The organism is Brevundimonas diminuta (assembly GCF_022654015.1).
Taxonomy (GTDB): Bacteria; Pseudomonadota; Alphaproteobacteria; order Caulobacterales; family Caulobacteraceae; genus Brevundimonas; species Brevundimonas diminuta_C.
Map to the genome: position 1 here is coordinate 841,289 of NZ_CP073063.1, position 12,577 is coordinate 853,865.

A 12,577-nucleotide genomic window follows, 5' to 3' on the forward strand; every position below is an offset into this window, starting at 1 on the left:
TGCACGACGACGGCGGTATATGCCGCCCGTCCGTCCCTGGAATCCGGAATGTCCATCGCATGAGCTGGCTGCCCAAATCGCCGAAGGCGCGTCGCCGCCTGTGGGTCGTCGCCGCCGTGGCGCCGATCCTGGCGCTGGCGGTCGGCCTGTCGTTATGGGCGATGCAGGACAGCGTGACCTTCTTCTATTCGCCGTCCGAGGCCACCGCCGACAAGGCGCCGGAGGGCCGCAACATCCGCCTGGGCGGTCTGGTCGAGGCCGGCAGCGTGCAAAAGACCAGCGACGGCGTGGTCGCCTTCGTCGTCACTGACAACGCCGCCACGACCCGCGTCGTCTATCACGGCGACCTGCCCGACCTGTTCCGTGAGGGGCAGGGGATCGTGGCGCAAGGGGCCTTCGGCGCCGACCGCACCTTCCACGCCAGCCAGGTCCTGGCCAAGCACGACGAGAACTATATGCCGCGCGAGGTCGCCGACCGTCTGAAGGAAAAGGGCGAGTGGCGGCCGGACGGTCCCGAAGCGCGCTCAAGCAGGCCGCAGGCCGATAGCGCACCGACGCGCTTATGATCGCCGAGCTTGGGGCCTTCGCCCTGGCGCTGGCGCTGGCGCTGTCGATCCTGCAGACGGGGCTTTCGGCGGCCGGGCGCGCGCGTCGCAGCCCGGTCCTGGCCGGGGCCGCCCAAGGCGCGGCCTTGGCGGTGGCGGCGGCGGTTGCGCTCAGTTTCGCAGCCCTGATCTACGCCTTTGTGGTGTCGGACTTTTCGGTCTCAAACGTCGCGGCCAACAGCCACACCGACAAGCCGATGCTCTACAAGGTCGCCGGCGCCTGGGGCAGCCACGAGGGCTCGCTCTTGTTGTGGTGTCTGGTGCTGACCGTCTTCGGCGGGGCGCTTGCGCGGGCGCGCGGCCTGCCGTTCGGGCTGAAGGCCTCAGCCGTGGCGGTGCAGGGTGCGCTGGGGTCGCTGTTCCTGGCCTTCGCCGTCTTCACCTCCAGCCCCTTCACCCGCCTGGACCCCGCGCCGTTCCAGGGCGCGTCGCTGAACCCGCTGTTGCAGGACCCGGCCTTGGCCGTGCATCCGCCGCTGCTCTACGCCGGCTATGTCGGGTTTTCGGTCTGCTTCTCCCTGGCCGTCGCGGCGCTGATCGAGGGACGGGCGCAGACCGCCTTCTGGCCCGCCTGGGGACGCTGGGTCCGACCCTGGGCGCTGGCCAGCTGGGCCTTCCTGACCGTCGGCATCACCCTGGGCTCCTTCTGGGCCTATTATGAGCTGGGCTGGGGCGGCTGGTGGTTCTGGGACCCGGTCGAAAACGCCTCCTTCATGCCCTGGCTTGCGGGCGCGGCCCTGTTGCACAGCGCGGTCGTGACCGAGCGGCGCGGGGCGCTGGCGGGCTGGACCGTGTTTCTGGCCCTGCTGGCCTTCACCTTTTCGATGCTGGGTGCCTTTCTGGTGCGCTCGGGCGTGCTGACATCCGTCCACGCCTTCGCCGTCGATCCTCAGCGTGGGCTGATGCTTCTGGCCATTCTCGGCGTGACGGCCGGCGCCGCCTTCGCCCTGTTCGCCTGGCGCGCGCCCCAGCTGAAGGGCGGCGGCCTGTTTGCGCCGGTCAGCCGCGAGGGGGCGCTGGTGCTGAACAATCTGTTCCTGACGGCGGCGGCCGCGACCGTGCTGTTGGGCACCCTCTATCCGCTGATCCTGGAAGCGGCGTCCGGCGCGACCATCTCGGTCGGCCCGCCCTATTTCGCCGCCACCTTCACCCCCCTGATGATGGTCGCCTTCCTGATCCTGCCGGCCGGCCCGCTGCTGGCCTGGAAGCGGGGCGACCTGCCCGGCGCGATGCAGCGCCTGGCGGTCGCGGCGGGTCTGGCGATCATCGGCGCGCTGGCTGCCTATGCCCTATGGGAGCCGAAAAAGGCGTTCGCCGCCGCCGGCGTCGGCCTGGGTCTGTGGTTGATCCTGGGATCGCTGTCCGAGGTCGCGGAGCGCACGCGCCTGTTCCGCGCCTCGATAGCCGAGACGCTGCGCCGGCTGAAAGGGCTGCCGCTGGGCGCCTGGGGCATGACCCTGGCGCATCTGGGGCTGGGCGTCTTCATCCTGGGGGCGGTGGTCGAGACGGGTTTCAAGGCCGAGGCCGCCCGCGCCGTCTCGCTGGGTCAGAGCGTGTCCGCCGGCCCGTGGATCGTCACGCTTGACGACGTGCGCGTCGTTGAGGGGCCGAACTATCTGGCCGAGCAGGGCCGACTGACCGTGCGCGCCACGAACGATCAGGGCCGCGCCAGCACCGTCACGGCCGAGCGCCGCTTCTTCCCCGCCGGCGGCCAGACCACCACCGAGGTCGGCCTCGATTTCCGGGGCCTGGACGACGTCTATGTCGTGATCGGCGAACGCGCGGGCCGTCCCGAACAGCCGGCCTGGGTCGTGCGTCTCTATTGGAACCCCTGGGCGCGACTGATCTTCCTGGGGCCGATGATCATGGCTTTGGGCGGGGTGCTGTCGCTGCTGGATCGTCGTCTCAGGCTCGGGATCGGCGCGCGCCGACGCAAGACCGCATGAGGCGCCTGGCGATCCTGTTGGCCGCGCCAGTCCTGGCGCTGATGCTGACGGCGGCCGAACCGCCCGCCGCACCCGACCGCCCCTTGGCCGATGCGACCCAGGAGGCCCGCGCCCAGGCCCTGTTCAAGGATGTTCGCTGCGTCGTCTGCCAGCACGAGGCCATCGCCGACAGCCCGGCGGGCGTTGCCGGCGACATGCGCCGCCTGATCCGCGAGGAGATCGCGGCCGGGGCCTCGGATCAGGCCGTGCGTGACGATCTGGTGCGGCGCTTCGGCGACTATGTGCTGTTCACCCCGCCGGTTCGGGCGGGGACCTGGCTGCTGTGGTTCGGCCCGTTCGCTCTGTTGCTGCTGGCCGTCGCCGTTCTGGCCTTGCGCGCACGCCGTCGTCCGATCGAGGCCGTTCCCCTGACGCCCGAAGAAGAACGCCGACTGGACGAAGTTCTACGAAATGAGAAGCTTCGCCGCGATCCTGACGCAACCTCGCCTCACGACGGGCGCTAGTCGAGATCAACGATCAGCGGTCGGGATTGGCGCAAAGCCGGTTCGGCCTATATCAATCGCGAAACCGGCGCCCGTCTGGCGCTGGACAAGAGGATCGCAAGGACCACGATGCTGAAGCGCAAGGAGTTCATTCTCGGGGCCGCGGCCGGCCTGACCCTGGCGGCGGCGGCGACCGCCGGCGGCGTCATCACCTGGCCCGGCGCGCACGCGGAACCGCAGGCGGTGAACCGGATCACCCCGGTCCCGGCCAACGGCGACGCCTTCACGCCCCCGCCGGGCGCGCCCAGCAGCTTCGCGACCATCTTCGACCAGGTCTCGCCCGCCGTCGTTCAGATCGACGTGACGGTCAAGGTGGACCAGCCCCAGGGCGGCGCCTTCCAGATTCCCGGCCTGCCGTTCCAGTTCGTGCCGCCGCAAGGCCGCGGCGGTCAGGGCAATGATGAACCGCAGACGACCCAGGGCGCCGGCTCGGGCTTCTTCATCTCGCAGGACGGCTTCATCGTCACCAACAATCACGTCGTCGCCGACGCGACCGAGATCAAGGTCAAGATGTCGGACGGCCGCGAACTGCCGGCCCGCCTGATCGGCCGCGATCCCGGCACCGACCTGGCGGTGATCAAGGTCGAGGGCAACGACTTCAAATACGTGAGCTTCGAAGAAACGGCCGAGCCGCGCGTGGGCGACTGGGTCATCGCCATCGGCAACCCCTTCGGCCTGGGCGGCACCGCCACGGCGGGCATCGTTTCGGCCAAGGCCCGCGACATCGATCCGTCGGGCTACAACGACTACATCCAGATCGACGCCGCCATCAACCGGGGCAACTCGGGCGGCCCGACCTTCGACATCCACGGCCGCGTCATCGGCGTGAACTCGGCCATCTATTCGCCCACCGGCGGCTCGGTCGGCATCGGCTTCGCCATTCCGGCGGACACCGCCAAGACGATCACCGAACGCCTGATGCGCGGTCAGTCGATCGAGCGCGGCTATGTGGGCCTGGGTCTGCGCACCCTCAGCCCCGACGGTTGGGAAGCTCTGGGCCAGCCCAAGGACTTCAAGGGCGCTCTGATCGAAAGCGTGACTGAGGACGGCCCCGCCTCGCGCGCCGGCGTCCAGATCGGCGACCTTCTGGTCGGCGTGAACGGCCAGGCGGTGGCGAACAGCCAGGAAGCCACCCGTCGGGTCGGCGCGGCCAAGCCGGGCGACACCATTCGCCTGGAAGTGATCCGCGACGGTCGTCGCCAGACCCTGAACGTGCGCTCGGGAACCCGTCCTTCGGAAGAGGAGCTTGCCGCTTCGGAAGAGGGCGGAAGCGCCAATCCGGGACAGAGCCAGCCTGGACAGGGCGATACGATCGAAGGACTCGCCGTCACCGCGATCACGCCGGCCGCGCGTTCGCGGTTCAGCCTGCCGGCCAGCGTCAACGGCGTCGTGATCACCAACGTCGAACAGGGTTCGGCTGCGGCGCGCCTCGGCTTCCAGCCGGGCTTCGTCATCACTCGCGCCAATGATCGCAACATCACGTCCGCCGCCGATCTGCGCGCGGCTGTGGCGGCGGCCAAACAGGCGGGTCGCCCCAGCATCCTGCTGTTCGTGCGCACGCCTCAGGGCACCAGCCCGGTGCCGTTGAAGTTCGCTGCCGGCGAATGATCGGCATTCTGACCAAGCCTTAACTCGTCAATCGCCGCCGATGCGCTACCATCGGCGGCGATTTTGATTCCGGGAGGGGTTTCGATGCGGATTCTGGTGGTCGAGGATGACGCCGAGGCGGCGACCGCCATGGTGCGGGGCCTGTCCGAAGCCGGACATGAGGTCACCCATGCCGTGGACGGCGCCTTTGGTCTGCTGGAGTCGCAAAAGGGCGGCTACGACGTCTATGTGGTGGACCGCATGATGCCGCGCCTGGATGGCGTCGGCATGGTCGAGACGGTGCGCAAGGGCGGCGATCAGACGCCGGTCCTGTTCCTGTCGGCCCTGGGCGAGGTCGAGGACCGGGTCACGGGCCTGAAGGCTGGCGCCGACGACTATCTGGTCAAGCCCTACGCCTTCGCCGAACTGATCGCGCGCGTCGAGGCCCTGGCCCGCCGGCGCGAGACCGGCGGCGTCCAGACCGTGCTCAAGGTCGGAGACCTGGAAATGAACCTGATCGGCCGCACCGTACATCGCGGCACGACCGAGATCGATCTCCAGCCGCGCGAGTTCCAGCTGCTGGAGTTCCTGATGCGCCACGCCGGCCAGTCGGTGACGCGCACCATGCTTCTGGAAAAGGTCTGGGAATACCATTTCGACCCCCAGACCAACGTCATCGACGTCCACATCAGCCGCCTGCGCTCCAAGATCGACAAGGGCTTCGACCGCGCCATGCTGCAGACCGTGCGCGGGGCAGGGTATCGGTTGGAGGCGTGAGTATGTTGTTTTTTCCCGCAGACGAAGTATCTTCACGTGCATTGATTGCAACGGGAGGGTTTTGTGAGGAAATATTGCAAATTAGCGCTGGCAGGACTTATTGTCCTCGCCGCTACTGGCGCGCAGGCAGGGCCTTCGGGTCAATACGTGACGGTCACTGTGACGAGCTGTTGGACTATCCCACTGATAAACGTGAGAGTTTGCGAAACGCACAAAGAGGTTGTAGCGCGCGAGCTTATACGCGAAGGGTAAGCGACAACTCCCCTTTTTTATCTGAATGGAATAAGAAAGGGGAGGGCTTGCTGTTCACTGCTTATTTTACCAGTAATTTATGTTCCATTCACTTATCATTCGAAAAATTTAGAAAACAGTAGGGATGAAAATTCCCTCTATACTGCGGCGAACGCCATTTCGTCTTACTTTGCTTTTTCTAGCATTGTTTATTTTGGCTTCAAGCGCCATTCTCGCTTATGTGTATTTGGCTTCTGCATCAGAAGCGAAATCGCGCGCAACTGAAGACGTCAAAATCGAATTTGATGCAATTTTTTCCATCTATAAGACGCGTGGTATTGATGCGTTGAATGCTGGGATGATTGAACGCAGCATAAGAGGTGGTCCTTATCTTTACCTTCTTACAAATCAGAGAGGTGAGATCGTCACTGGAAATTTGTCTGTTATGCCGTTTGAGCCAAATGAAGTTTCCAGACGTGGTTCTTTGCAATGGGATACATTCTTATTAACGACCACGGATAAAGACGGTCATGTTGAAAATCGTCGATCATTAGGCGTGTTGACCCGACTAAGCAGCGGTGAGTTTTTGCTAGTTGGGGAAGATATTGGGACTATTGACGAATACCTCTCTCGCCTGACCCAGGCCCTGTGGGGCGCCATGGCTCTGGTCATGTTGCTGGGCCTGGCGGGCGGTCTCTACATCAGCCGGCGGGTCGAAAACGCCATGGCCGGGCTGAGCCGGGTCGTTCAGTCGGTGCAGGACGGCGACCTCAAGGTCCGTGCGCCCGTGCGTCACACCGGTGACGAACTGGACGAGCTGGGTCAGGGGCTGAACACCATGCTGGATCGGCTGGAGGCGTCCATGTCCTCGATCCGCCACGCTGGCGACGCGATCGCCCACGACCTTCGCTCACCCCTGACCCGGATGCGGGCCAAGCTGGAGGTGGCCCTGATCGATGCCGAAGCCGGCAAGATCGACGGGGTCGACGCCTTGGGCATCGCCCTGGACGAGGCCGACCATCTGCTGAAGACCTTCAACACCGTCCTGGCCATCGCGAGGCTTCAGGCGGGCGGGGCGCCTGATCCCAAGGTCATGGACGCCTCGGACCTGGCCGCCGACATGGCCGAGCTTTACGAACCGGCGGCCGAGGACAAGGACATCGACTTCTCGTCCGAGGTCGAAAAGGGGCTGATGATCGAAGGCAACCAGCCCTTCCTGGCCCAGGCCTTGGCCAACCTGATCGACAACGCCATCAAATACACCCCCGCCGGCGGGGCGGTGAAGCTGCGCGCGCGCCGCCGCTCGTCGGGCGAGATCGAATATTCCGTCACCGACACCGGACCAGGCGTGCCCGAGGAGGACCGCGAGCGGGTGGTCCAGCGGTTCGTGCGCCTAGACAACAGCCGCACCGAACCCGGCTCGGGCCTGGGGCTTTCACTGGTGACGGCGGTGGCGGAGGCCCACGGCGGACGGGTCGTGCTGGACGAAGGCCCCGGCGCCTACGGCGACTTCGGACCGGGGTTGCGGGTGGCGTTAGTGCTGCCGCCGGCTTCCGCAACAGGCTGATCTCAATATCTCCGCTCATCCCCGCGAAAGCGGGGACCCAGTTCTGTGGGCGGTAAGACTTGTGAGCGCGTCTTGGATCGTGGTCCAACACTGCGCCGAGCGAAAGCACTGGGTCCCCGCTTTCGCGGGGATGAGCGGAAGATGTGATGCCTGAAACCAAAACCTCAGCCGCATTCCCGTTGGGGCGCAGCCTCGCCCCCGCCGGCCCGGTTGCGAATCCCGCCGCCGCCGGCCGCCTGCATGAAGCCCTGACCGAGGCCGCCGACGCTAACGGTTGGCGCGAGACTCTGGACGTCGCCTGGCCCGCCCTGGCCCCCGTCGCTGGCGCCTCGCCCTATCTCGCCGGTCTGATGCGGCGTCGCCTCGCCCATCTGCGAAGCCTGCTGGAAGCCGATCCAGCCGAGGCGCTGGAGCGGATCATTCGTGACACGGACGCGCTGGACGCCGAGCCGGACGCGGTCCGTGCTCCGCTACGCGTGCTGAAGGCCGACCTGCACCTGCTGACCGCCCTGGCCGATCTGGGCGGGGTTTGGGATCTGGATCAGGTCACCGACGCCCTGTCTCGCTTCGCCGACGCCTCTTGCCGGGCGGCCCTGCGCGCCGTCGCCGCCGAACAGAGGGTGCGCGGCCGACTGATCTCGCCGCCCGGCGATCCGCGCGGGCCCATCCCCGGCCTGTTCGGCCTGGCCATGGGAAAGCATGGCGCCAACGAACTGAACTATTCGTCCGACATCGACATCTCCCTCTTCTTCGAGCCGCGCCTGATGGGCCTGGCCCTGCGCGAGGGCGAAGAGATGCAGGACTTCGCCAATCGCGTCGGCAAGGGGATCGCCACCCTGCTGACCGAGCGGACGGGCGACGGCTATGTCTTCCGCGTCGATCTGCGGCTGCGGCCCGATCCGTCCTCGACCCCGCCCGTCGTCGCCGGGCCGATGGCCCTGGCCTACTATGAGAGCGTCGGCCAGAACTGGGAGCGGGCGGCCTTCATCAAGGCGCGGCCGGTCCTGGGCGACATGCGCGCGGCGGGCCGGTTCCTGAAGGCCATGATCCCCTTCATCTGGCGGCGCAGCTTGGACTACGCGGCCGTACTCGACATCCAATCGATCAAGAAACAGATCCACGTCCACAAGACGGGCGAGGGGCTGCAGGCCGCCGGGGCCAATCTGAAGCTGGGTCGCGGCGGCATCCGCGAGATCGAATTCTACGCCCAGACCCAGCAGCTGATCCTGGGCGGCCGCGATCCGGCCTTACGCAAGCCCCGCACGCTGGAGGCGTTGAAGGCCCTGGCCGACGCGCGCCATGTGCCCCAGGCGGTCTGCGAGGAACTGTCCGCCGCCTATGTCGAGTTGCGCGGGCTGGAGCACCGCGTGCAGATGCTCGACGACGAACAAACCCACCGCCTGCCCGAGGACGCCGAACATCGCGCCGCCGTCGCTGCGCTTGACGGTTCCGCCGATCTGACGGCCTTCGACGCCCGGGTCGAGGCCCTGCTGGCGCGGGTCAACGCCCGCTATGGCGAACTGTTCGAGGGCGGCGAAGATCTGGACTCCCGCTACGGCAGCCTGGTCTTCACCGGGGTCGAGAACGATCCCGAGACGCTGGAGACCCTGCGTCGCATGGGTTTTTCCGAGGCGCCGTCGGTCGCCGATACGATCCGCACCTGGCACCATGGCCGCATCCCGGCGACACGCACGGCGCGGGGCCGCGAACTGTTCACCCGCCTGGCCCCGCGCCTGCTGGAGGCCCTGGCCCGATCCGGCGCGCCCGACGAGGCGTTCCGGCGTTTCGCCGTCTTCTTCTCCGGCCTGGCGGCGGGGGTTCAGGTTCAGGCCCTGTTCCTGAACCAGCCCAAACTGTTCGAGATGGTGCTGGGCGTCATGGCCTTTGCGCCGCGTCTGGCCCTGACCCTTGGCCGGCAACCGGCGGCGCTGGATGGCGTGCTGGACGCCCGCTTCCTGGTCGATCTGTCCGAAGAGACCGGCCTGACCGAACAGATGCTGCGCGAGGCCGGCGAGACCGAGGATTTCGAGGGGGCCATGAACGCCGTGCGCCGCCTGCACCGCGAGCAGATGTTCCGCATCGGCATCCACGCCCTGACCGGCCGGGCGGGGGCAGAGGCGGCGGGCCGCGCCTACGCCGCCCTGGCCGACGCCGCCATGCGCACCCTGTCGCCCGCCGCCCTGGCCGAGACCGAACGGCTGGGCGGCGCCTTCCCCGGCGCGGTGGCGGTGGTCGCCTTGGGCAAGGCCGGTTCGCGCGAGATGACGGCCGGATCGGACCTGGATCTGATGACCCTGTACGAGGCACCGCCCGAGGCGACCTCCGAGATCAAGGGCTGGACCGCCGACGTCTTCTACGCCCGCTTCACCCAGCGGCTGATCGCGGCCCTGTCGGCGCATACGGCGGAAGGCGGCCTCTATGAGGTGGACATGCGCCTGCGCCCCACCGGCTCCAAGGGGCCGGTGTCGGTGCGGCTGAAGGCGTTCGACGCCTATTACGCCAAGGAGGCCGAGACCTGGGAGTTCATGGTTCTGACCCGCGCCCGCGTGGTCTGGGCCAGCGATCCCAAGTTCGGCGCCCAGGTTTCGGCGGCCATTGAGGCCGCCCTGCGTCGCCCGCGTCCCGGCGTCGATATCGCCGCCGATGTCCGAAAGATGCGTAGCCTTATGGATCGCGAGCGTCGCCCGCACGGCTTCTGGGATCTGAAGCTGTCGCCGGGCGGACAGGTGGACGCCGAGTTCGCCGCTCAGTTCCGCCAGCTTCAGGCGGCCGCCATCGGCGAGCCCTTGACCCTGTCGACGCTGGAGGCCCTGCACGACGACCCGGTCCTGGCCGAGGCCTGGCGCGTGCAGCAGCGTCTGGCCCATCTTCTGGCCGCCGCCTTCGAGGGGCGGGTCGATCCGGAGGGCGAACCCGGCGTCTTCCAGCTGCGCCTGGCCGAGGCCGCCGGCGCGCCGGACTTCGACACGCTGAAGACCGAGCTGACCGACCTGCGCGCGCGGGCGCGAAAGGCCTTCGAGCGTGCGGTTCCAGCAGGCCGCGACGGAGAATCCGCAACGCCGCGTTCAATCTCCTGACAGGGCAATGTCGAAGGGCGCCGAACGCGCCCGTGGAGATGATCGAGATGAGAAAGACCTTTCTGACCGGCCTGGGCGTCATCGCTCTGGCCGCCGCCGCCGGCGCCGCGACCGCACAGGTTCCGCCGGCTCCCGCCGAGGGCGCCCCCGCGCCGCATCATGTGCGCGCGGATCCGAACCGCCAGATCACCCGCGCCGAGTTCGTCGATGCGCGCATCGCGCGCCTGACGGCGCTCGATACGAACCGCGACGGCTCGGTCAGCCCCGAAGAACGCGCCGCCGCCATGCAGGCCCGTCGCGCCGAACGCGCGGGCGACCGCTTCGCCAAGCTGGATGCGAACGGCGACGGTTCCATCAGCCGCGCCGAGTTCGACGCCGGCCATGCCGCACGCCCGGATCGCGGTCCGCGCGCGGAGCGCGCCGGTCATCGTGAGGGTCGTCGCGGCGGCGCACATCACGCCATGCGCGGACAAGGCCGCGAACGCGGGCCGGTGGTGATCGCCGAAGCCTCCGCCAAGCTGGGCGAGCAGTTCGACAAGATGGACGCCAACCGCGACGGCGTGATCTCCGCCGACGAGCGCCGGGCGGCCATGTCCGCGCAGCGTGAGCAACGGCAGGAACGCCGCGCGGCCCGCCAGGCGCAGCGTCCGGTACAACAACCCGCTTCCCCCGTCCCGGCTTCGGAGTAAGACGGTGTCGGGGTCGGCCGTCGTGAACGCACCGGTCCCTTTCGTCAGCAGCGGAAGAGGCAGGTTTGGTCGCGATCGTCGACCCCGACGAGGATCTGGTGCGGCGCGTGGGGCAAGGCGACCCGGCGGCGGCGCAGACGCTCGTCTCGCGCAAGCTGCCGCGCATCCTGTCGCTGGCCCAGCGGATGCTGGGCGATGCCGTCGAGGCCGAGGACGTGGCCCAGGAGACCATGCTCAAAGCCTGGCGTCAGGCGCCCAGATGGACGCCCGGCAAGGCCCGGTTCGACACCTGGCTGCACCGGGTCGCGCTGAACCTCTGTTACGATCGGCTGAGGCGTCGGCGCGAAATCCCGACCGACACGCCGCCGGATCGTCCCGACGAAGGCCCGGCGCCGGATCGCGGTCTGTTGGCGGCCGAGACGGGCGTGCGGGTCACGGCGGCCCTGAAACGGCTGCCGGACCGACAGCGCGAGGCCATCGTCCTGTGCCATTATCAGGATCTGTCGAATATCTATGCGGCGGCCCTGATGGAGATCAGCGTCGAGGCGCTGGAGAGTTTGTTGTCGCGCGGTCGTCGCGCATTGCGTCTGGCCCTTTCGGACATCGGTCCGGGGTCGATTAGAGGAGACGGACGATGAAGGCGGAACGGTTGCACGAACTGGCGGACGCCTATGGCGCCGACCTGCGTCGGTGGCCCGCGTCCGAGCGCGCCTTCGCCGAAAGCCTGATCGCCGCCGATCCGTCGCTGAAGGCGGTGCTGGATCAGGCTGCCGCTTTGGACGCTCTGCTCGACGCCGCGCCCAGACCTGTCCCGTCCGCCGCCCTGACCGCGCGCATCCTTGCGGCTGCGCCCCGGGCGAAAAACCGTCTGGGCAAGGCGATCTGGTATCTCGGCGCCGGTTGGGCCGCCGCGGCCTGTGCGGGCGTGGTCGCCGGCGTCGGCCTGACCACCCATCTGACCGCCGACGCGCGCGCCGATGCGGTGCTTTATCAATCCTCGCTGACGGGCGTGGATGACACGGAATTGCTGGGATGACGTCCAAGAGCCTGAAGATCGCCCTGGCCGTCTCGGTGGCCCTGAACCTGTTCGCCGTAGCGGGCGGGGTCACCTATGTCGTCAATCGCGACCGGATCGAACGCCGGATCGAGGACCAACGCCGTCCGGGCCGCGAGGGACCGCTGGCCGAGGTGCTGGCCGATCTGGATCCGGCCGTGCGCCAGCGCGTGCGCACCGCGCTGCGAGAATCGGCCCTGGCGGCGCGTCCTGATTTCGAGGCGGCCCGCGCCGCCCGGCGCGAGGCCATCGACATCGCCGGTCAGCCGACCCTGGACGCGGCCCGGGTCGAAAGCCTGCTGGAACAGTCCAGGGCCGCCGAGATGCGGGGCCGCACCCGCCTGGAAAACGGCGCGGTCGCCGTGCTGGCGACGCTGACGCCGGAGGAGCGCAAGGCCCTGGCCCCGATCCTTCAGCGTAAGGGCAATGCTCGTCGCGCCGCAGCCCACGGGCCGGATCGCCGTCAGCCGGACGACCGCGCGCCCCGCTGACGGCGCTTGGG

Annotated in this window: 11 protein-coding genes; all 11 read left to right on the plus strand. The window is 68.0% G+C overall.

Annotated features, from left to right (window positions below; all coding sequences use genetic code 11):
• Positions 1 to 59: 59 nt before the first annotated feature.
• On the plus strand, positions 60 to 566 hold the full coding sequence (gene ccmE, locus KAK88_RS04070) for a cytochrome c maturation protein CcmE (protein ID WP_242077974.1): 507 nt from the start codon (positions 60 to 62) through the stop codon (positions 564 to 566).
• A complete protein-coding gene (locus tag KAK88_RS04075; RefSeq protein ID WP_242077975.1) occupies positions 563 to 2,551 on the plus strand; it encodes a heme lyase CcmF/NrfE family subunit in 1,989 nt (662 codons plus the stop codon). Before ccmE ends, KAK88_RS04075 begins: the two co-directional genes overlap by 4 nt.
• Positions 2,548 to 3,054, plus strand: a complete 507-nt coding sequence (locus tag KAK88_RS04080; RefSeq protein WP_242077976.1) for a cytochrome c-type biogenesis protein — start codon at positions 2,548 to 2,550, stop codon at positions 3,052 to 3,054. Before KAK88_RS04075 ends, KAK88_RS04080 begins: the two co-directional genes overlap by 4 nt.
• A gap of 108 nt (positions 3,055 to 3,162) precedes the next feature.
• Complete coding sequence (locus tag KAK88_RS04085; RefSeq protein WP_242077977.1) at positions 3,163 to 4,701, plus strand: Do family serine endopeptidase; 1,539 nt, start codon at positions 3,163 to 3,165, stop codon at positions 4,699 to 4,701.
• A gap of 84 nt (positions 4,702 to 4,785) precedes the next feature.
• Complete coding sequence (locus tag KAK88_RS04090) at positions 4,786 to 5,457, plus strand: response regulator transcription factor (protein ID WP_017504381.1); 672 nt, start codon at positions 4,786 to 4,788, stop codon at positions 5,455 to 5,457.
• A gap of 376 nt (positions 5,458 to 5,833) precedes the next feature.
• Positions 5,834 to 7,255, plus strand: a complete 1,422-nt coding sequence (locus tag KAK88_RS04095) for a sensor histidine kinase (protein ID WP_242077978.1) — start codon at positions 5,834 to 5,836, stop codon at positions 7,253 to 7,255.
• A gap of 146 nt (positions 7,256 to 7,401) precedes the next feature.
• Positions 7,402 to 10,332: a bifunctional [glutamine synthetase] adenylyltransferase/[glutamine synthetase]-adenylyl-L-tyrosine phosphorylase gene (locus tag KAK88_RS04100; protein WP_242077979.1), complete on the plus strand. Its 2,931-nt coding sequence runs from the start codon at positions 7,402 to 7,404 to the stop codon at positions 10,330 to 10,332.
• Between the two features lie 47 nt (positions 10,333 to 10,379).
• The gene (locus KAK88_RS04105) at positions 10,380 to 11,021 is read left to right on the plus strand and encodes an EF-hand domain-containing protein (protein ID WP_242077980.1); all 642 of its coding nucleotides are present in this window, start codon (positions 10,380 to 10,382) and stop codon (positions 11,019 to 11,021) included.
• Positions 11,022 to 11,086: 65 nt separating this feature from the next.
• A complete protein-coding gene (locus KAK88_RS04110) occupies positions 11,087 to 11,659 on the plus strand; it encodes an RNA polymerase sigma factor (protein ID WP_242077981.1) in 573 nt (190 codons plus the stop codon).
• Positions 11,656 to 12,057: a hypothetical protein gene (locus KAK88_RS04115; RefSeq protein WP_242077982.1), complete on the plus strand. Its 402-nt coding sequence runs from the start codon at positions 11,656 to 11,658 to the stop codon at positions 12,055 to 12,057. Before KAK88_RS04110 ends, KAK88_RS04115 begins: the two co-directional genes overlap by 4 nt.
• On the plus strand, positions 12,054 to 12,566 hold the full coding sequence (locus KAK88_RS04120; RefSeq protein ID WP_017504387.1) for a periplasmic heavy metal sensor: 513 nt from the start codon (positions 12,054 to 12,056) through the stop codon (positions 12,564 to 12,566). Before KAK88_RS04115 ends, KAK88_RS04120 begins: the two co-directional genes overlap by 4 nt.
• The last annotated feature ends 11 nt before the right edge of the window (positions 12,567 to 12,577 follow it).

Excerpts from the sequence above, each read along its gene's own strand:
- ccmE (WP_242077974.1), top strand. The coding sequence starts at position 60 with ATGAGCTGGCTGCCCAAATCGCCGAAGGCGCGTCGCCGCCTGTGGGTC.
- KAK88_RS04080 (WP_242077976.1), top strand. The coding sequence starts at position 2,548 with ATGAGGCGCCTGGCGATCCTGTTGGCCGCGCCAGTCCTGGCGCTGATG.
- KAK88_RS04095 (WP_242077978.1), top strand. The coding sequence starts at position 5,834 with ATGAAAATTCCCTCTATACTGCGGCGAACGCCATTTCGTCTTACTTTG.
- KAK88_RS04120 (WP_017504387.1), top strand. The coding sequence starts at position 12,054 with ATGACGTCCAAGAGCCTGAAGATCGCCCTGGCCGTCTCGGTGGCCCTG.
- KAK88_RS04075 (WP_242077975.1), top strand. The coding sequence starts at position 563 with ATGATCGCCGAGCTTGGGGCCTTCGCCCTGGCGCTGGCGCTGGCGCTG.
- KAK88_RS04105 (WP_242077980.1), top strand. The coding sequence starts at position 10,380 with ATGAGAAAGACCTTTCTGACCGGCCTGGGCGTCATCGCTCTGGCCGCC.
- KAK88_RS04085 (WP_242077977.1), top strand. The coding sequence starts at position 3,163 with ATGCTGAAGCGCAAGGAGTTCATTCTCGGGGCCGCGGCCGGCCTGACC.
- KAK88_RS04115 (WP_242077982.1), top strand. The coding sequence starts at position 11,656 with ATGAAGGCGGAACGGTTGCACGAACTGGCGGACGCCTATGGCGCCGAC.
- KAK88_RS04100 (WP_242077979.1), top strand. The coding sequence starts at position 7,402 with ATGCCTGAAACCAAAACCTCAGCCGCATTCCCGTTGGGGCGCAGCCTC.
- KAK88_RS04090 (WP_017504381.1), top strand. The coding sequence starts at position 4,786 with ATGCGGATTCTGGTGGTCGAGGATGACGCCGAGGCGGCGACCGCCATG.